The sequence below is a fragment of the Edaphobacillus lindanitolerans genome (genome assembly GCF_900156305.1).
GTDB lineage: Bacteria > Bacillota > Bacilli > Bacillales_A > Planococcaceae > Bhargavaea > Bhargavaea lindanitolerans.
Genome location: NZ_FTPL01000003.1, coordinates 436,885 through 456,102 on the forward strand (window position 1 = coordinate 436,885; position 19,218 = coordinate 456,102).

The 19,218-nt window shown below is 56.9% G+C and carries 21 protein-coding genes; 15 read left to right on the top strand and 6 right to left on the bottom strand.

What is annotated here, in order from left to right; all coding sequences use genetic code 11:
• Positions 1-7: 7 nt before the first annotated feature.
• From B0B07_RS11645 to B0B07_RS11670, 6 genes are all read left to right on the top strand, one after another.
• Positions 8-1,723 (top strand): sensor domain-containing protein, encoded by a 1,716-nt coding sequence (locus B0B07_RS11645; RefSeq protein ID WP_076759108.1) that lies wholly within the window; start codon positions 8-10, stop codon positions 1,721-1,723.
• A 110-nt stretch (positions 1,724-1,833) separates the two neighbouring features.
• Complete coding sequence (gene zupT, locus B0B07_RS11650) at positions 1,834-2,643, top strand: zinc transporter ZupT (RefSeq protein ID WP_076759109.1); 810 nt, start codon at positions 1,834-1,836, stop codon at positions 2,641-2,643.
• 79 nt (positions 2,644-2,722) lie between these two features.
• Positions 2,723-3,946, top strand: coding sequence for an MFS transporter (locus tag B0B07_RS11655; RefSeq protein ID WP_076759111.1), 1,224 nt, complete (start codon positions 2,723-2,725; stop codon positions 3,944-3,946).
• Positions 3,947-4,058: 112 nt separating this feature from the next.
• Positions 4,059-4,505 (top strand): GNAT family N-acetyltransferase, encoded by a 447-nt coding sequence (locus B0B07_RS11660; RefSeq protein WP_076759112.1) that lies wholly within the window; start codon positions 4,059-4,061, stop codon positions 4,503-4,505.
• A gap of 181 nt (positions 4,506-4,686) precedes the next feature.
• Positions 4,687-5,028 carry a DUF6054 family protein gene (locus tag B0B07_RS11665; RefSeq protein ID WP_076759113.1) on the top strand — a complete coding sequence of 114 codons (342 nt, stop codon included), beginning with the start codon at positions 4,687-4,689 and terminating at the stop codon, positions 5,026-5,028.
• Between the two features lie 43 nt (positions 5,029-5,071).
• Positions 5,072-5,548, top strand: coding sequence for a peptide-methionine (S)-S-oxide reductase (locus B0B07_RS11670; RefSeq protein ID WP_076759303.1), 477 nt, complete (start codon positions 5,072-5,074; stop codon positions 5,546-5,548).
• A 227-nt stretch (positions 5,549-5,775) separates the two neighbouring features.
• On the opposite strand, the gene B0B07_RS11675 is transcribed toward B0B07_RS11670, so the two are convergent.
• The 3 genes from B0B07_RS11675 to B0B07_RS11685 are packed head-to-tail and all read right to left on the bottom strand — an operon-like array spanning position 5,776 to position 7,479.
• Positions 5,776-6,345: a DUF7010 family protein gene (locus tag B0B07_RS11675; RefSeq protein ID WP_076759115.1), complete on the bottom strand. Its 570-nt coding sequence runs from the start codon at positions 6,343-6,345 to the stop codon at positions 5,776-5,778.
• Between the two features lie 31 nt (positions 6,346-6,376).
• The gene (locus B0B07_RS11680) at positions 6,377-7,168 is read right to left on the bottom strand and encodes an SGNH/GDSL hydrolase family protein (RefSeq protein ID WP_076759116.1); all 792 of its coding nucleotides are present in this window, start codon (positions 7,166-7,168) and stop codon (positions 6,377-6,379) included.
• Positions 7,165-7,479, bottom strand: coding sequence for a nucleotide pyrophosphohydrolase (locus tag B0B07_RS11685; protein WP_076759118.1), 315 nt, complete (start codon positions 7,477-7,479; stop codon positions 7,165-7,167). Before B0B07_RS11685 ends, B0B07_RS11680 begins: the two co-directional genes overlap by 4 nt.
• Before the next feature lie 89 nt (positions 7,480-7,568).
• Here B0B07_RS11685 and B0B07_RS11690 point away from each other — a divergent pair, with 89 nt between their 5' ends.
• The 5 genes from B0B07_RS11690 to B0B07_RS11710 all read left to right on the top strand — a co-directional run bounded on the left by B0B07_RS11690 (position 7,569) and on the right by B0B07_RS11710 (position 11,531).
• Entirely contained in the window at positions 7,569-8,162 is a 594-nt protein-coding gene (locus B0B07_RS11690; RefSeq protein WP_076759119.1) for a DNA-3-methyladenine glycosylase, read from the top strand.
• Between the two features lie 63 nt (positions 8,163-8,225).
• The gene (locus tag B0B07_RS11695; protein WP_076759304.1) at positions 8,226-8,744 is read left to right on the top strand and encodes a type 1 glutamine amidotransferase domain-containing protein; all 519 of its coding nucleotides are present in this window, start codon (positions 8,226-8,228) and stop codon (positions 8,742-8,744) included.
• Between the two features lie 164 nt (positions 8,745-8,908).
• The gene (locus B0B07_RS11700) at positions 8,909-9,241 is read left to right on the top strand and encodes an ArsR/SmtB family transcription factor (protein WP_076759121.1); all 333 of its coding nucleotides are present in this window, start codon (positions 8,909-8,911) and stop codon (positions 9,239-9,241) included.
• Positions 9,238-10,533: an arsenic transporter gene (locus tag B0B07_RS11705; RefSeq protein ID WP_076759122.1), complete on the top strand. Its 1,296-nt coding sequence runs from the start codon at positions 9,238-9,240 to the stop codon at positions 10,531-10,533. Before B0B07_RS11700 ends, B0B07_RS11705 begins: the two co-directional genes overlap by 4 nt.
• A gap of 179 nt (positions 10,534-10,712) precedes the next feature.
• Complete coding sequence (locus B0B07_RS11710; RefSeq protein ID WP_076759124.1) at positions 10,713-11,531, top strand: GNAT family N-acetyltransferase; 819 nt, start codon at positions 10,713-10,715, stop codon at positions 11,529-11,531.
• Between the two features lie 62 nt (positions 11,532-11,593).
• On the opposite strand, the gene hmpA is transcribed toward B0B07_RS11710, so the two are convergent.
• The gene (hmpA, locus tag B0B07_RS11715) at positions 11,594-12,778 is read right to left on the bottom strand and encodes an NO-inducible flavohemoprotein (protein WP_076759125.1); all 1,185 of its coding nucleotides are present in this window, start codon (positions 12,776-12,778) and stop codon (positions 11,594-11,596) included.
• Between the two features lie 213 nt (positions 12,779-12,991).
• Between hmpA and B0B07_RS11720 the strand changes: the two genes are divergently transcribed.
• From B0B07_RS11720 to B0B07_RS11730, 3 genes are all read left to right on the top strand, one after another.
• Positions 12,992-13,435, top strand: coding sequence for an RrF2 family transcriptional regulator (locus tag B0B07_RS11720; RefSeq protein ID WP_076759127.1), 444 nt, complete (start codon positions 12,992-12,994; stop codon positions 13,433-13,435).
• A gap of 50 nt (positions 13,436-13,485) precedes the next feature.
• Entirely contained in the window at positions 13,486-14,415 is a 930-nt protein-coding gene (locus B0B07_RS11725; RefSeq protein ID WP_076759128.1) for a manganese-dependent inorganic pyrophosphatase, read from the top strand.
• A 788-nt stretch (positions 14,416-15,203) separates the two neighbouring features.
• Entirely contained in the window at positions 15,204-16,064 is an 861-nt protein-coding gene (locus B0B07_RS11730) for a YitT family protein (protein WP_076759130.1), read from the top strand.
• A 61-nt stretch (positions 16,065-16,125) separates the two neighbouring features.
• On the opposite strand, the gene B0B07_RS11735 is transcribed toward B0B07_RS11730, so the two are convergent.
• Both B0B07_RS11735 and B0B07_RS11740 read right to left on the bottom strand, forming a co-directional pair.
• Positions 16,126-16,914 (bottom strand): AAA family ATPase, encoded by a 789-nt coding sequence (locus B0B07_RS11735; RefSeq protein ID WP_076759131.1) that lies wholly within the window; start codon positions 16,912-16,914, stop codon positions 16,126-16,128.
• A 141-nt stretch (positions 16,915-17,055) separates the two neighbouring features.
• Positions 17,056-18,429 carry an FAD-dependent oxidoreductase gene (locus B0B07_RS11740; protein WP_076759133.1) on the bottom strand — a complete coding sequence of 458 codons (1,374 nt, stop codon included), beginning with the start codon at positions 18,427-18,429 and terminating at the stop codon, positions 17,056-17,058.
• A 128-nt stretch (positions 18,430-18,557) separates the two neighbouring features.
• On the opposite strand from B0B07_RS11740, the gene B0B07_RS11745 reads away from it, so the two are divergent.
• Positions 18,558-19,196 (top strand): DsbA family oxidoreductase, encoded by a 639-nt coding sequence (locus tag B0B07_RS11745; protein ID WP_076759135.1) that lies wholly within the window; start codon positions 18,558-18,560, stop codon positions 19,194-19,196.
• The last annotated feature ends 22 nt before the right edge of the window (positions 19,197-19,218 follow it).

The window sequence follows — 19,218 nt, forward strand, 5'->3', positions numbered from 1 at the left end:
GGGGCACATGAAAGAAAATACCGATAAGAACAGGCGAGAGGCGCCCCGCCCCGAGGCAGGGAGACGAAATCGGCCATTCAGCGCCTCGGATGCGTTTTATCTGCTCGAAAATATGTCCGACGGGTTTTATATGCTGGACCGGGAAGGGACATTCATTTATCTGAATGATGTTGCCTATCAGATCCTGGGCCGTGTGGGACAGAATCTGGTCGGCTGCAATGCCTGGGAGGAATTCCGGGAGGCAGAGGCCCCTTTGAGGGACATTTATGAGGCGGCGTTTGAGAAACAGACGCGCTTCCAGACCGAGATTTATTATAGTCCGATGGATACTTGGTTCGAAGTCGTCGGACAGCCGGTGGACGGGGACCGGCTTGCTGTTTACTTCAGTGACATCAGCCGATACAAGAGTGCCGAAAGCCAGCTTGAATTCATGGCGTACCGTGATGACTTGACGGGACTGCTGAACCGGAGAGCGGCCATTGAAACTGCCGAAGAGTGGATCGGCGAAGGAACACAGTTTGCCATTATCCTTCTGGACATCGACGGTTTCCGCCAGCTCAATGACCTTCATGGACATGATACAGGTGACCGGTACATTGCAGCGATCGCAGAGCGGCTCAGAGAGCTGATGCATCCCGGGGATGTGCTGACCCGGACCGCCGGGGATGAGTTCATGTTCCTGTCCAACTGCACTGAATCCGCGGAACTGGAAGACTGGACGAGAGAGATCCTGAGGAAGATCAGCATCCCCGTGAAGCTGACGCCGACATTCAACTTCAGCACCACGGCGAGCATCGGGGTCAGCCGGTATCCCGTGGACGGCCTTTGCATGGGTGAACTGCTCAGCATGGCGGATACGGCCATGTATGAGTCCAAGCAGAGAAGAGGAAATTGTTTCTCGGTCTACCATGGCAAGATGAGGGCCAAGCTCGAACGCAGGCGCATCATCGAGGACGATCTGTTTTCCGGACAGTTCAGCAGCAAGGGGTTCCATTATGTGGTGCAGCCCCAGATCGACGGCAGGGACGGAACCCTGATCGGCATCGAGGTGCTGGCCCGCTGGAATCACCCGGAACTCGGGCAGATCTCCCCGTTCGAATTCATCCAGGTTGCCGAAGACAGCGGGGCCATTGAACTGCTCACCCGCCATCTGTTCGAACTGATCCTGGATACGGCAGATCGATGGATCGGCCGGTACGGAGGAATTCCAAAAATCGCCGTCAACGTCACCCCGAACCTGCTGGAGAACAAGATGTTTTACTCCAACCTGATCCGAAAGCTGAAGAAGTATGCCATATCACCGGATTGGTTCGAGATCGAAATCACGGAAGAAAGTGAACTGCTTTTTTCTGAACGGGTCCTCAACAACCTGTGGAAATGCCAGAAAGCGGGCATCGCCATATCGATTGATGATTTCGGGACCGGTTTTTCCGGTCTCTCGTATTTGACGAACTTCCCTGTGAACAAGATCAAGATTGACCGGGTTTTCATCAACCTGATCGGCAAGTCCGCCAAGTCGGAGGCCATCCTGAAATCCATCATCACACTTGCAGATGGCCTGGGGCTGGATGTCATCGCAGAAGGTGTCGAGACGGAAGAGCAGCTCCGCTTTCTCACCGCTGCGGGGTGTCCGATTGTCCAAGGTTACTACTTTGACAAGCCGCTGACCGCGGAACAATTTGAAAACAAGTATCTGGCCGGGCACCGCACACCGGCCGAGTGAACCGATCTCTGGTCTGATGGCCAAGATCGGCTTTTTTTTAGAAAAATAGTTGCGCAAGGGAAACTTTCGGAATACAATAACAGCATCATGAAAAGAAAGTGGTTGAATGAATGGACGGAAATATTGCGTTTGCATTTGGACTTACCTTGCTGGCCGGGCTTGCCACCGGCATAGGCAGCCTGCTTGCTTTCTTCACCTCCAGGACGAACACAAAATTCCTGTCCGCCGCACTCGGCTTTTCTGCGGGCGTCATGATCTTCGTGTCACTCGTGGAAATCTTCGTGAAGGCGAAGGTGGAGCTGGTGGCGGAACTCGGCGACCGGCCGGGATACTGGGCGACGCTTGCCGGCTTTTTCGGCGGGATGCTGCTCATTGCGCTCATCGATCATTTTATCCCGTCAGCCGGAAATCCCCATGAAGTGAAGGGGGTCGAAGATGTCGGAATCGGGCCGACGAATGATGAATATGCAAAGCTCCGGAAAATGGGTCTCTTCACGGCCTTGGCGATTGCAATCCATAACTTCCCCGAGGGCATCGCCACATTCACGTCAGCGCTGCAGGATCCGACGCTCGGCGTCGCCATCGCCATTGCTGTCGCCATCCACAACATTCCTGAGGGCATCGCGGTCGCGGTCCCGATTTATTATGCGACCGGGAACCGGATGCAGGCGTTCAAGCTAAGCTTCCTGTCGGGCCTTGCGGAACCGGCGGGCGCCCTCATTGCCTTCCTGATTCTCATGCCGTTCCTGAACGGTGTCATGTTCGGCGTGATCTTCGCGGCGGTCGCCGGGATCATGGTGTTCATCTCGCTTGATGAACTGCTTCCGGCCGCACAGAAATTTGACGAAGCCCATCTGTCCATCTATGGCCTGATCGCCGGCATGGCGGTCATGGCGATCAGTCTCGTCCTTGTGTCATGACACCTGTTGTCAATCTGACGGGAAAGTTGTATAGTTAGGTAGGTTACTTGACCATACAAATGTAAAGACAGGTGAGAAAATGGCGACAGCAGCAACCGGGCGGACTTCTTCACCCGCCATCTCAAAAAATAAACTTCTCGGCACCGCAGGGCTTGCATGGATGTTTGACGCCATGGACGTCGGCATCCTGTCGTTCGTCATCGCGGCGCTCGCCGCCGACTGGGCACTCACGCCCGGGCAGATGGGTTGGATCGGCAGCGTCAATTCGATCGGCATGGCAGTCGGCGCATTTGCGTTCGGCCTCCTCGCGGACAGGATCGGGCGTAAAAATGTTTTTATCATGACACTCGTCCTGTTTTCAGTTGCGAGCGGCCTGTCCGCCGCCACTACGGGACTGGCCGCCTTCCTGGTGCTCCGTTTCATCGTCGGAGCAGGCCTCGGAGGGGAACTTCCGGTCGCATCGACGCTCGTCTCGGAAAGTGTCGGGTCGAAAGAACGCGGCCGGGTCGTCGTCCTGCTGGAAAGCTTCTGGGCGGGCGGATGGCTCATCGCAGCGCTCATCTCCTATTTCGTCATCCCGGAATACGGCTGGCGCATTGCCCTCGTGCTCACGGCACTTCCGGCACTTTATGCGATCTATTTGCGGCTGCACCTGCCGGACTCCCCGGAATTCACCGCAAAAAAAGAGAAGACCGGGACCGTCATGCAAAACTTGGCGTCACTCTGGTCCTCCAAGTACAGAAAGCCGACGCTCATGCTCTGGATCGTCTGGTTCACGGTCGTCTTCTCGTACTACGGCATGTTCCTCTGGCTGCCGAGCGTCATGGTCATGAAGGGCTTCGACCTGATCCACAGCTTCGGCTATGTGCTGCTCATGACGGTCGCTCAGCTGCCGGGCTACTTCACTGCCGCCTGGCTGATCGAGAAGGTCGGCCGCAAGTTCGTCCTGAGCGTCTTCATGATCGGAACGGCCGTGAGCGCGCTCGTGTTCGGGAGTGCGGAAGTGACATGGATCCTGCTGACGGCCGGCGCCTTCCTGAGCTTCTTCAATCTCGGGGCCTGGGGTGCGCTTTACGCCTACTCGCCGGAACAGTACCCGACTGTCATCCGAGGCACGGGGACCGGGACGGCGGCTGCAGTCGGCCGGATCGGCGGCATCTTCGGACCGCTCCTTGTCGGTTCGCTCGTCGGCGCCGGCGTCGGTCTGGGCCCGATCTTCGCCATCTTCTGCGGCGCCATCCTGATCGGCGTGCTGGCCGTCGTCTTCCTGGGCACGGAAACGAAGCAGATCGAACTCGAATAGACAACCGGACACCCCTCTCCTGCGGCCCTTGCCGCTGCGGAGGGGTGTTTTGGTTTGGCTCCTTCAGCAGCCCTTCCCTATAATAGAAACAGCAAAGAGAGGACTGGGAAGCATGAAGCTGGAGATCAAACAGGTGACAGAAGAGAAGGAGGCGGAGATCCTCCGTCTTCAAGTTGGGGAAGACCAGAAGGGATTCATCGAGACGCCGGAAGAGTGCCTGGAGGAAGCCCGGGTCTGGACAGAATTCCGTCCGGTCGGTTTGTATTCGGCCGGCCGGCCGGTCGGGTTTGCGATGTACGGCTGGCTCGGCGACGGAAAAGGCGGCGGCAACCTTTGGATTGACCGCCTGCTCATCGACCAACGGTTCCAGCGGCAGGGGTATGGGCTCCATTTCATGGAAATGCTGATGGAGAGGGTGCTGGAGGAGTATGGGGAGCAGCCGATTTACCTGAGCGTCTACCCGGACAACGAGGCGGCCATCCGGTTATATCGGAAGCTCGGTTTTGTGCTGCTCGATGAATATGACACGAAGGGCGAGCAGGTGATGAGGAAAGGGTAAGAGGAGCAATGAAAAAGCGCCCGGTCCCCCGGCGGAGACAGGCGCTTTTTTGTATCGTGTCTAAAGCTCTTCTATTTTCCGGAGGATTTCGGCGTAGATCTCACCATGTAATTAAATTCTGAAAGTAAAGGAACCGAAGTGACGGAACTTCGTATAAAGAGAAAAGGGGAGGGATGGCTGGATGGAAAAACGGGATTTTTACGTGACGGTCGATCCGTCGCGCGCAGCGGATCTGGTCATGGACGAGATCTCCCGATCGGTCAGCGGCCGGCTGGTGGATCATTACACGCGGAATTGCGGTCACCGGACATCGGTCGTCCTCGTCATGGAAAAATACTTTATGCGCACGGGCAACCGGGCAACGCTCACTCTCGTCGCCGACAACTTCGAGGGGAAGACGAAAGTTCATCTGACCGGTTCGGGCGGCGGGGAAGGCGCCTTCCTCCGTTTCGACTGGGGCGCGGGGGCAAGCTTTTCCGAAACCGGCGAACGGGCTTGCACCGTATCGGATCCAGCCGGTTGACTGATCGGAACGGTTAGGATGGTCAATGAAGGGGAGAATCATGATGGAGACAGTGTATTTGGCAGGCGGGTGTTTGTGGGGCGTGCAGGCCTTTGTAAAAACATTGCCCGGGGTCGTGTCCACAGAAGCGGGAAGGGCCAATGGAACGAGCCGTTCACTTGATGGAAAGTATGATGGGTACGCCGAATGCGTAAAAACAGAATTTGAGCCGTCGGTTGTTTCGGTGACGGAACTGATGGGCTATCTGTTTGAGGTGATCGATCCGTACAGCCTGAACCGGCAAGGCCAGGATGTCGGCGAGAAATACAGAACCGGACTTTATAGTGAACAGGATGAACACCTGAAGGAAGCAGTGGCGTTCATCGATGGCAGGCCGGACCGCGACCGGATCGCAGTGGAAGTGCTGCCTCTGAAAAACTATGTGCGGAGTGCGGAAGAACACCAGGACCGGCTGGACAGGTGTCCGGACGATTACTGTCATATTCCGGAGGACATGTTAAACAAGTATAAAAGAAGATGAACGTTAAAAGACCGTTGCTTAACACTCGCGGCTCGTTGCTTAACACTCATGAGGGTTTGCTTAACATTCACGCGCTTTTGCTTAACACTCACGCACGAAAGCTTAACACTCGCTTCGTTGAAGAAGAAAAACCAACAGGACGGCGTTTGCCGCCCTTTTAAATTTGGGCAAATCAAAAGGCACCCCCTTGTCCGGGTGCCTTTCTCCGGGTCAAGTGAACGGGACCGTCAGGCGGGCCTGTTCTGTGTCAGCGAAACACCGGTTTTGGCTTTGTAGTTGAGGAACAGCAGGAGATTCAGCACGGCGAGCAGGAGGACCATCGCAAGCGGGATGGGCCACTGTTCCGAGGAGCCGATTCCCAAGCCAATGGCGGTGGCCGCCACGGCCATGACCGGTGCGAGGATGTAATAGGCTTTCGTCATGTAGAGCCAGCCGTAAGGGAACAGGTGGGCCCCCGTGATGACGGCGAAAACGAGCAGCATCGCCTCCGGATGGACGCCGAATGCCCAGAAGACGAGGGGGAAGTACATGAACTGGGCGACGTTCAGGATAAGCCCGAGCCCGGCCAGCGGATTCCCTTCGGATTTCCAGTCCGTCTTCAGCAGTGACGAGAGGCCGATCGCGAGCGGGAACATGATTCCCGTAAGCATGAGCATCCCGATGTTTTGGAACCGCAGTTCCAGCGGCAGTGTGAACAGTCCGGTGATCAGCACCCAGACAATCATGGCGGACAACAGGAACGGCAGTCCGTTTTTGTTCCTCAGTGCCAGGTCTTGCCTCAGTTCGGTCAGGTCCATTTCAAAGCTCCCCCTTTGAGATCCGTGGCGTTTAGCGGGTCGTCAGGTGCGGCCAGAGAATATCCGCCCAGACGGCGTATCCGAGGTCGTTCGGATGGATGCCGTCTTTCAGTGTGTCCGGGAGCGCGATGTGGCGGCTGTCCAGCCCGGCGAGCATTTCATCATGCACGTTCACGTACTCCCAGCCCTGTTCATGGATGAATGATGCGGTCCCGTACACATAGTCGGTGAAGCGCAGTCCAAGCTTGTTGACGGGCGGTCCGAATTTATTGTCCGTGCACGGGTTCGGAGACAGGAAGACGATCCGGGTCTCCGGCAAGGCACCGGTGTACAGTTCGTGCAGCCGGAGGAGCGAGTCGTACGTGTCTTCGAGCGGCACGTTTTTATTGTGGTTGTTGATGACGGATGTTTCGATGAGCAGGACGTCCGGCTTCGACGCGAGGATCGGTTCGGTCACTTCGTCTTCGAGCAGCCGGACGGACGTGTAGCCGGAGTGCCCGAAATTCTCGATTTTCAAGTGTTTCAGTGCCGGATAGGCGAGGCGGAGTTTCTGCTCCGTGAGCCCGCGCCACGTCTTTGCCTGCGCGGTGGCGCCGGTTCCGCGCGTCACGGAACTCCCCGTGACGGCCATGCGGGCTTCTCCCGCGGAAAGCGCCCGGAAGACGAGATAGTCCGCAATCGGCTGGCCCGGATTCAGGAACGGGTCGACCGCTTCGATTTTGGCCACGTCTGCCGAGGCCCTTCCGCCGCGTCCGTCCGGTTTGAATAAAAGAAGCAGGGCTCCGACCGCCGCCATGACGAGGATCCATTTCATGCGCTTCATCGGACGGACTCCTGTCCGGGTGCCGGATATTTGAGCGCATTCTTTTCGATCTTCCGGCGGGCGGCTTCTTCAAGGTCAATGCCGAGCACGTCGGCGAGCTGCAGCAGATAAATGAACACATCGGCCGCTTCGTCTTCGACCGCAGTCCGATTTTGGGAGACGGCCTCCTCACCGGACTGCCACTGGAAATGCTCGAGCAGTTCCGCCGCCTCAAGCGAGATGGAGATGGCGAGGCTGCGGGCGTCACGGTTGCCGGCCGTCCACCCGCGAACTTCATTGAAGGCGAGGATTTCGTCTGTGAGTTGCTTCAAGGTTGCTTCCCCCTGTGCGGTTTTCTTGAGTATACAACAGATCCGGGCGACAATGTATGGAAGAATGTTTGAATTTTGGAGGAGTGCCCATGTATCAGCCGATCGATCCTGAATTCTTCCGTCAGCCGGTATTGGAGCTGGCCCCGTCCCTGCTCGGACAATACATCGTCCACGAGACGCCGGAAGGGCTGGCTGCCGCCCGCATCGTGGAAACCGAGGCGTACCACGGGCCGGAAGACCGGGCCGCCCACAGTTACAACAACCGCCGGACAAAGCGGACGGAGATCATGTTCGGGAACCCCGGCCTCGTCTACACGTATCAGATGCACACCCACACGCTCATGAATGTCGTGGCGGGGCCTGAGGGGACGCCCCATGCCGTGCTCATCCGAGGAGCCGAACCGGTGGACGGCCTGGCGCTCATGCAGCAGCGCCGCGGAGAGCATCTGCGCATCCCCGACCTGACGAACGGGCCGGGCAAGCTGTCAAAAGCGCTCGGCGTGACCATGAAGTACTACGGAAACCGATGGTATGAGGAGCCGCTGTTCATCGCGCCGGGACCCGGTCTCGGCGGGGAGCTCATGACCGGCCCGCGTGTCGGCATCGGGAACACGGGGGAGGCCGTCCATTACCCGTGGCGGTTTTATGAAGCGGGCAATCCGTTCGTTTCAAAATACCGGTGAGGTTTGGAAGAATGCAAGAGGGGAATAGAAAAGAGGCAGTACTTTTATAAAGGAGTGATCGGATTGGCTAAAATTGCAACGGTAATTACGAATATGTTCGAGGACTCGGAGTATACGGAACCGGCAAAAGCATTCAAGGATGCCGGCCATGAAGTGGTCACGATTGAAAAAGAATCGGGCAAGCAGGTGAAAGGCAAGCAGGGCGAAGCAACCGTCACGATCGACAAGGGAATCGACGACGTGAACGCACAGGACTTTGATGCCCTCTTCATCCCGGGCGGCTTCTCTCCGGATCAGCTCCGTGCGGACGAGCGCTTTGTGGACTTTGCGAAGGATTTCATGGACGCGAAAAAACCGGTGTTCGCTATCTGCCACGGACCGCAGCTGCTCATCACGGCAAAAGCGCTTGAAGGCCGCAAGGCGACCGGCTATAAATCGATTGCTCAGGATATGAAGTATGCCGGCGCAGACTTCGTCGACCAGGAAGTCGCCGTCTGCCAGGACCAGCTCGTCACGAGCCGCCAGCCTGACGATATTCCGGCATTCAACCGCGAATCGCTGAAACTGCTTGAAGGAAAATAATGATTCTGTTTAAGAAAAGCGCGCCCGTTTGCGGCGCGTTTTTCTATTGCCGTCGTCCTGCCGATTCATGGAGTCCGTCCCGGGCGTCCCGTCCGATAAGTCTTTACTTATGGATGGGCGTGCCCCTATAATTAAGCCGGCATTCTTTGTGGGAGGGGATTCCGGTGGATTTATTGGAAATCGAAAAATTCTTCAAAGCGGCGGGGGATGGTACCCGTCTGAAAATATTGCAGCAGCTCACAGAAGGCCCGGTATGCATCCAGGATCTAACGCCGCTCGTCGGACTGACACAGCCGGCCGTGAGCCAGCATCTGAAGCGCTTGAAAGAAGCAGGCCTCGTCGAGGGAGAAAAGAGGGGGCGCTGGACATTCTGGTCGCTGAACGGGCGGCACCCGCTGCAGCCATGCCTGATCGACCTGCTGTCGAGGGTCCAGGCTACGGAGCCTGCGTCCCCCGTCCATGAAGTTAACAGCACGAAGGGACGAAACGGCGCATGACCGCCTGGCTTGCGGCGCTCATTTTCCTCGTCACGCTCGTGTTTGTCATCTGGCAGCCCCGGGGGCTGTCGATCGGCTGGTCCGCGATCGGAGGAGCGGCCGTCGCACTTGCTGCGGGGGTTGTCAGCTTCGGCGATGTGGTCGATGTCACGGGCATCGTGTGGAACGCGACACTGACGTTTGTCGCCCTCATCCTCATTTCCCTCATCCTCGATGAAATCGGCTTCTTCGAATGGGCAGCGCTCCATATGGCGAGGTTCGCAAAGGGGAGCGGCATCCGGATGTTCATCCTCGTCACGCTGCTCGGTGCGGCCGTCGCCGCCCTGTTCGCGAACGACGGAGCGGCGCTCATCATCACGCCGATCGTGCTGGCGATGATGCGGGCGCTTGACTTCAAGGACAAGCTGATTTTGCCGTTCATCATGGCGTCCGGGTTCATCGCCGATACGACGTCGCTCCCGCTCGTCATCTCGAACCTTGTGAACATCGTATCCGCCGATTTCTTTGGAATCGGTTTTGCGGAATATGCTTCAAGGATGATCGTCCCGAATGTGTTCAGCCTCGCGGCAAGCCTGCTTGTGCTTTATCTCTACTTCGGGAAGAGCATTCCGAAAACTTTTGAGGCGTCGAAACTCGCAGAGCCCCGTTCTGCGATCAAAGACCCGAAACTGTTCCGCCTGTCCTGGGCGGTCATCGCCGTGCTGCTCGCCGGGTATTTCCTGAGTGAGACGATCGGCGTGCCGGTGTCTGTGATCGCCATGGCGGTGGCCGTCCTGTTCCTCGGAGTTTCCGCGCCGAGCAAGGCCGTCGACGGGAAGGCGGTCATCAAAGGTGCGCCTTGGGCGATCGTCTTCTTCTCGATCGGCATGTACGTCGTCGTCTACGGATTGCGCAATGCCGGGCTCACCGATGTCCTGGCTTCCGTCATCGAGTGGACGGCGGGCCATGGCTTTTATGCCGCAACGATCGGCATGGGGTTCATCGCCGCAATATTATCTTCGGTCATGAACAACCTGCCGACCGTCATGATCGATGCGATCGCCATTGCCGATGCGGACGTCCCGGAACGGGTGAGGGAAGCGCTCATCTATGCAAACGTCATCGGCTCCGATCTCGGTCCGAAAATGACGCCGATCGGCTCGCTCGCCACGCTTCTCTGGCTGCATGTTCTGTCTCTGAAGGGTGTCAGGATTTCGTGGGGCTACTATTTCAAGGTCGGCATCGTCCTGACGATTCCCGTCCTGTTCGCCGCACTGACCGGTCTGTACATCTGGCTCGAAATTCTGGGGTGACAGGTGAAGAATGAGTACGGCATGACAAAAGCCAGTGAAGAGGATGCGTTTCCGCACAGGCATTTTTATGGATTCCTGTCTGTCCGCTTCATGGCCTCCGGCAATGAAACTGAAAATTCTGTTGTGAAGAAAAGGCAAGTGTGCTATGATGGCCGGAAACCCAAAAAGGGGGCAGGGCCATGATCAGACAGTTGTCCGAAGCCGACCGGCAGCAGGCAATGGCGTTTGTCGGCGGGCAGCCGGCGGAGAACTTGTTCATCATCGGGGATATTGACGCATACGGGTTCAGCGATCCGATCCAGACATTGTGGGGGGACTTCCGGGAGGACGGGACGATGCGCGGCATCCTACTGAGGTACACGGACAACTATATCGTCTGGGCTCCGGGAGAATTTGACGCGGAAGGATTTGCCGGAATCTTCGATGCCGACCGGTCGTCCCGGTTCCTTTCGGGAATTGAAGAGGTTGTCCGGAAAGTGGAGCCGCATCTCCATGCAAAACCGGCCAATCCGAGGGTGCTCTATTACGCGAAATGCGAAACGGCCGGAGCATTGCCGGACATTCCGCCTGAGCATGTCGTCCGGAAAGCGGTGCCGGGTGATGCGGCGGCACTGATCGATCAGATGTATGCCATTCCGGAGTTTGCCGACGGGGATTACAGCGTTGAGCATAAGCGGAGAACATTGTCGGACGGGACGGCCCGTGCCTATTTGATCGAGCGGAACGGAGCGATCATCAGCTCGGCTTCAAGCACGGCGGAAAATCCGCTGTCTGCGATGATTGTCGGCGTCGGGACCGTTCCCGGGCATGAGAAACAAGGCCTGGCGACATTTTGCATGTCGGCGCTCTGTCGGGAACTTCTCGAAGAAGGGAAGATGCTCTGTCTCTTTTATGATAATCCTGCAGCCGGCAGCATCTATAAGCGGATCGGCTTCAAGGATATCGGCAAATGGTGCATGTGGACATTCGCATCCGAGAAAACGGCAGCGGAAGCCTGAGCAACATCATAAATAAAACCGGCCGGGAATCGTTCCCGGCCGGTTTTTTCGTATTCGGTTGATCACGCAGTGACGGCTTCAAGTTCAGCGGCAGGTCCGAAGAATTCGTAGTGGATCTGCTCCATCGGTACACCGAGTGCCTTGAGTTCGAGGATCATGGCGTTCATGAACGGAGCCGGTCCGCAGATGTAGACGTCGCTGCCGTCAAGGACACGGCTTTCCAGGAAGTTCCGGTCGAGGAATCCGTCCGTCTCCGAGTACCTGACGGCATATGTCGCATGTTCCGATTCTGCCGCCATTTCCCGGAGGTCACCATCGAAGGCCTGGACCTGCGGATTGCGGGCGGAGTGGATGAACGAAACCGGACGTTCCGGCTGCCGGCCCGTGATGTGTTCGAACATTGCCGTCATCGGGGTAAGGCCCACGCCGCCCGAGATGAGCGTGACCGGAGTGGCTGCCTTCGTATCCAGATGGAAGACGCCGGCCGGTGCGCTCACTTCGACCGTATCGCCCACGTTCACCTGGCGATGCAGGAATGTCGATACTCGGCCTTCCGGATTGCATTCGTCCTCCCGTTTCACGGAGATGCGGAACATGTCTTCGCGTGGAGCCCGGGACAGGCTGTACTGGCGGATCATCGTATATTTTTCGCCGGGGATCGAGACGCGGACCGTCAGATACTGTCCGGGAATGTACGAAGGGACGCCTTTGCCGTCAGCCGGCTTGAGGTAGAAGGAAGTGATGACGTCGCTTTCTTCCACTTTCTTCGCAACGACGAAGTCCTTGAATCCATCCCAGCCGTTTTCCTGCTGGGTGGCTTCTTCATACATACCTTTTTCGACGCCGATGAATGCGTCTGCGATGGCTTCATATGCCTCGCCCCAGGCGCCGATGATTTCAGGAGTGGCTGCGTCGCCGAGCACTTCTTTGATGGCACCGAGGAGATGATAGCCGACAATCGGATAATGTTCCGGACGGACGTTGAGTCCCCGGTGCTTCTGCCCGATCTGAACGACGACCGGCACGATGGCTTCCAGGTTGTCGATGTATTTTGCGGCTGCCAGGACAGTGTTCGCAAGCGCTGTTTGCTGGCGTCCGCGGGATTGATTGGCGTGGTTGAAAATATTCAGGAGTTCAGGATGAGCCTCAAACAGGTTTTTATAGAAGACGGTCGTGATCGTTTTGCCGTGTTGCTCCAGTACGGGAACAGTGGATTTTACGATGTCGATGGTTTGTTGGGAAAGCATTGCACTCTCACCTTTCGTCTGTGGGTTTTGTTCTCGGTTTAAGAATACTGCTCAGGAAATTTTAAAGCAATATATAAAATATATCTTTAATCAGCTGTTGAATTTCAGTCACAAACCATTCAAAGAATAGTCAAAGATCCGGTCTGGTGCCGCTTTCCTTTATGGAACCCCTCTCAACGCTTATAATATGAATAGAAAGGCGTGTGACCATACATGAGACTGACGATGTATACCGACTACTCCCTTCGTGTCCTCATGTATCTCGGAGCGAAGGCACCGGCAGAACTCTCGACCATCCAGGGGATTTCGGATGCATACGGCATTTCGAAAAACCATCTGATGAAAGTGACCCATGAACTCGGCAAGATGGGCTACGTCGAGACGGTGCGCGGACGCGGCGGCGGGGTGCGGCTCGCCGTCCCGCCGGAGGAGATCAATATCGGGGCGGTCGTCCGGCAGACCGAAGACGATTTCAACATCGTCGAATGCTTCAGTTCCACGGCGAACCGATGTGTGCTCAGCCCGATCTGCGGTCTTCGCGGTGCATTAAACCGTGCGCTGCTCGCTTATCTGGCCGTGTTGGATGAGTACACACTCGCGGATTTCCTCATCAACAAAGACGACATTGCCGCCGTATTGTCGGCAGGCGAGTTATGATAGAATAAGTTTGGAAAATTAGCGATCAGCAGGTCAGGAGGAATGTGGCAATGGCAAACGTACTGATTTTCGGGCATAAGAATCCGGATACGGACTCCATCACGGCGGCAATCGCCTATGCTCATTTAAAGAAACAACTGGGTGTGGACGCCGAAGCGGTCCGCCTTGGAGAAGTGAATGATGAAACGGCCTACGCACTCGAGAAATTCGGCTTCGAAGCGCCACGGCTCGTCGAACAGGTTGCAGCCGAAACGGATCAGGTGATCCTCGTCGACCACAACGAACGTCAGCAGAGTGCGGATGACATCACGGATGTCCGTATCCTGGAAGTCGTCGACCACCACCGGATCGCCAACTTTGAGACGGCCGATCCGCTTTACTATCGTGCCGAGCCGGTCGGCTGCACGGCCACGATCTTGAACAAGCTGTACAAAGAAAATGGTGTGGAAATTCCAAAGGACATCGCGGGCCTCATGCTGTCGGCAATCATCTCCGACTCGCTCCTCTTCAAGTCGCCGACCTTCACGGAAGAAGACAAAAAAGCGGCGGACGAGCTGGCGGCCATCGCCGATGTTGACGCGGACGAATATGGTCTCGCCATGCTGAAAGCGGGCGCGGACCTGAGCAAGAAGACACTCGACGAACTGGTTAACATGGATGCCAAGGAATTCGAGATGGGCGGCAAGAAAGTCGTCATCGCCCAAGTCAACACGGTCGATGTCGATGACGTCCTCAACCGCAAGGAAGAGCTCGAGGATCTGCTCTACCGTGTGATCGCGGAGCGGGAACTGTCCCTGTATATGCTCGCCATCACCGACATTTTGGAGAATGACTCCACGGTCCTCATCCTCGGCAGCGAAGCGGAGGCGGCATGCACTGCGTTCAGCACACCGCTGGAAAACAACCTCGCCACGCTCAAGGGCGTCGTCTCCCGGAAAAAGCAGATTGTTCCGGTCCTGACAGAAGCCCTTTCGAACTGAAGAACGACCCATCAATCCCCGGCAAATCGCCGGGGATTTTTATGTGGGAAAAATGAGATGCGGCGCTGGGAGTTGCGATATGGAGCGAAGGTCTGATAATGGCACGGAAATTTACAATATGGGGCGAAGAATTGCAATATGGACCTGGAATTTGCGATATGGAATGAAGATTTGAGATATGGACCGGGAAATTGCAATATGGGGCGAAGAATTGCAATATGGACCTGGAATTTGCGATATGGAATGAAGATTTGAGATATGGACCGGGAAATTGCAATATGGGGCGAAGAATTGCAATGTGGACTTGAAATTTGCAATATGGAATGAAAATTTGAGATATGGACCGGGAATTGCAACATGGAGCGAAGAATTGCAATATGGACCTGAGATTTTCGATATGGAATGAAGATTTGAGATATGGATCGGGAAATTGCAATATGGGGCGAAGAATTGCAATATGGACCTGAGATTTTCGATATGGAATGAAGATTTGAGATATGGACCGGGAAATTGCAATATGGGGCGAAGAATTACAATATGGACCTGGAATTTGCGATATGGAATGAAGATTTGAGATATGGCACGTGAATTGACGAGATGGCACATTGATTTGCGGCAGGGAATTGAAAGCCGGACGCCGGAGATGCATATAAAACAAAGGGGGGCGGCCTGCTCACACAAGCGGACGCGCTTCTCAGTGCGGATGTGCATCACCTGACCCTCAAGCTTGCATCGACCGCCACCGCTTTGGAATAATATGAACAACAGCCAGCGGAAGGAGGAGCAAGATGGGCAAACAAAAACGGGTGGCGGATTCGCCGGTCGCCCAGTTCATCATGATCACAATCGGGGCGGTCATCGCGGCAATCGGCCTGCAGCTGTTCCTCGTACCCAATGCGATCCTCGACGGCGGCGTAATCGGTCTTTCCATCATCTTCTCGGAAATGACGCCGATCTCCCTCAGTATCTTCATCATCCTGCTGAATATTCCGTTTCTGTTCCTCGGTTACAAGCGGCTCGGATTGAAGTTCACAATCGAAGCACTCTATGGGATCGTGGTCCTGTCGATCGCGACAAAATTCTTCGAGCAGTTCGAAGTGGTCACCCAGGATCTGTTCCTTTCGACCATCATCGGTGCAGTCGTGCTCGGCGTCGGGGTCGGCCTCGTCATCCGGACGGGCGGCGCGCTTGACGGCACGGAAATCCTCGCCATCCTCATCAGCAAACGTCGGTCGATCTCGGTCGGCCAGATCGTCATGATCATGAATGTGTTCATCTTCACGCTCGCCGGGCTTCTCGTGTTCACTTGGGAAACGACGTTCTACTCGATGATCACGTACTTCATCGCCTCCAAGGTGATCGACATGGTCGTCGAAGGGTTGGACGAGTCCTTATCCGTCATGATCATTTCAGACAAGGCGGATGAACTCGCCCACGGCTTTTTCAAGCAGATCGGGCGGGGCGTCACATTCCTCCGGGGAGAAGGCGCCTTCACGAACGATCAGAAAAAAGTCATCTACACCGTGGTGGACCGGCTTGAAATGGCGCAGCTGCGGACGGTCCTCCGGAATGTCGATCCCGACGCATTCGTCGTCGTGCAAAGGGTCAACGAAATTTCCGGCAGCAATTTTGAAAAAGAAGGTCATTGACCGGCGAACCGGCCCCCGATTGCGGGAGCCGGTTTCTTTTTGGATATAAATCGTCCGTGCATCAGCCGAACAGATGCCGCAGGAAGCGGTCCGGCGCGTCCAGAAAATCCTTTGTCATCCGGACATGTTCGATCTCTTCGAATGAAGCGGCTTCGAGCCGGCCGTCCCGGATCTCGTACAGATCGGCGTCCGGATAGGCCATCAGGATCGGTGAATGGGTGGAGATGAGAAACTGGGCGCCCTGTGCGACCATGTCGTTCAGCATCGACATGAGGACAAGCTGCTTGGACGGGGAAAGCGGTGCCTCGGGCTCGTCCAGGATGTAAAAACCTCCGGGCCTGAAGCGGGCCTGGAACAGGTCGAGGAAGCTCTCGCCGTGGGAGCGCTGTTCCAGTCCTTCCCCGTACAGGTTGCGCAGATCGGCATATGTCCGGGCATACGGCTGGATCTCCAGGCTGTGCGGGTTCCGTGACCGGATCTCCTCCATTGTCCCCCGTGCGTCTTCCCGCATGCGGGCGACTTCGATCGTGTATGTGACAAAGTCGAGCGCGCGGAAGAAGAAGCCGTTCCGGGTCTTGACCGACCAGGAGAGAGCGAGATGTTCCGCCAGTTCATGCGCATGGGAGAGGGAGGCGTTGCCCTCCAATGGTTCCCTGCTGATGAGAATGCTGTCCGCAGCTGCGGCAATCCCTTCAAGCAGGGTCGTCTTGCCCGTTCCGTTGTCGCCGGCGAAGATCGTGACCGGTGCCCGGAACGTAAATCCCCCGAATTTCCGGATCACCGGCAGGTCGAACGGGAACCGCCCCTCCGCAGGAAACGGCGCCTTCATCTTGATGCTTTTCAGAATCATGCCGCAGCCCTCCTTTGTCTCCAATTTATCAAAGGGAGCCGGCGGTGTCGACACGATCCACATGTTTTTTGGCAGACCCCCCGGAATCCGGGAAGCGAAAAAAGCGGGCAGGACGACCGAAGCCGTCCTGCCCGCCGATTCTTATAGGTCAAGGGGTTTGGTTGCCGGTCCTTCGAGTACCGATCCGTCTTCGCGGAAGCGGGAGCCGTGGCACGGGCAATCCCATGTCCGGTCCCCTTCGTTCCACCGGGTCTTGCAGCCCATATGGGTGCAGGTCGGGGAGTCCAGCCGGACCACATAGCCGGTCGCCAGCTCCCCGGCGACCAGTCCGTTCACTTTCAGGCCCTGCAGGAGAAGGGAGCCGAAGCCGGTGCGGCCCGGATCGTACAGCCCGATCGCGGGGTTTTTCCGTCCCGTGATCAAGTCGCGCAATATCTTCCCGGCTGCGATTGAGTTGGACAGGCCCCATTTGCGGTACCCGGACGCCATATACACATGCGGCAGGCTGTCGGATATGCGGCCGACATACGGCACCATGTCCGGTGTCTGCGGATCCTGTGCCGACCAGCTGTGCGTGATGCCCTTCAGGTGGAACAGGTTCTCCAGGTCCTCCGTCAGCCGGCCGTATTCCTCATCCGTCTCCTTTTTCATGCCGGCCGTGTGGCTGCCGCCGGCGAGCATCATGTAGATCTTCCCGTCGATGTTCACCGTCCGGATCGAACGCTGCGGCGAGTCGACCGAGATATACTGATCCTTCAATTCTTTGTCGGTCGGGGCAGCGGCGATGTAGGAGCGGCTGACGTGGAGTTTCATGATGTTCAGCCCGCGGAGCCCTTCGATCGGGTAATGGGTGGCAAGGATGAGCTCCTTGAACTCGACGGTGCCTCCGGTCGCTAGGGAGACGACCCGCTTCTGGAAGTCCATCGTCCGGACAGGGGTCATCTCATAGATGCGGGCCCCGTGGTCGGCGGCCATCCGGGCGAGCCGCTGGCCGAAGCGGAACGGGTGGATCTGGAGTTCGTCGTACATCGACAGGGAAGCCTGCACGGGGAATGGCAGTTCGGTCTCCTTACCGTACGAGCCTTGAATGCCGATTTCCCTGTAGGCATCCCACTCTCTCTTGAGCTTCTCCGTGCCGTGCCGGGTCTGGGAGAAGATATAGGAATCCGTGGGACGTGCCTCGCTTTCCCCGGAAATCTCCCGGCCGCGCCGGACGGCCTCTTCGTTGACGTCGTAATAGGTCCGGGCACCTTCCTTGCCGAATTTCTTCAGCAGATCTGCATAAATGTAGCCGTGCTGGGCGGTGAGCTTGCCGGTGGAATTCCCGGTTGTGCCGGCCAAAATCCGGTCGCGCTCGACGAGGACGACATCCTTGCCCGCAGCCGCAAGCTGCTCGGCGGCTGCGATGCCGCTGAGGCCGCCGCCGACGACGCAGACATCACACTTGAGATGGCCTTTCGCCTGCGGGAACGAGTCGCGCGGATAGCCGGTGTCGAGCCATAGGGACTGAGTCAATTCAACTTCCTCCATTCAGTGGTCACTCGGTTGGACATGCAACGGATAGACGCCGGCATGGAGCGAATCAGTTGTCCGGCCGGCTGCATCACCTCTACAATGTAAGAAAAGAAAGAGGGGACCCACACATGAAAATCGAAGTATGGTCTGATTATGTTTGCCCATTTTGCTACATCGGTAAACGGAAACTGGAAAATGCCCTGAAAGAAACCGGGCTCGATGACCGGGCGGAAGTCGTGTACAAGAGCTTCCAGCTTGATCCGACCACACCGGAAACCTCTGAACACACGATGGCCTCCGCCGTCGCGGAAAAGTACGGCATTTCCCTGGAACAGGCGGAAGCGTCCAATGCGAACATCGCAGCAGCCGCCAAGGAAGTCGGCCTGGACTATGACTTCGACAGCATGCGTCCGGGCAACACGTTCAATGCCCACCGGCTGGCCAAATGGGCGGAGGAACAGGGCAAGGGCGCGGAGCTGACCGAGAACCTGCTCCATGCCTACTTCACCGAAGGCCGTTCAATCGGCCTGAAAGACGTGCTGGCGGACATCGCAGAGGAGACCGGGCTGGACCGCGCGGAAGCAGCGGCTGTCCTGGAGTCCGACCGGTATGCCGGTGACGTGCGCGGCGACATCGGGGAAGCCGCAGCGATTGGCGTCCGCGGAGTCCCGTTCTTCGTCCTTAACCGAAAGTATGCCATCTCGGGCGCACAGCCTGACGAACTGTTCCGTTCGGCCCTTGAAAAGGCTGTTTCGGAAGAGCAATGACCAATTAGCTGGATGAATTGAA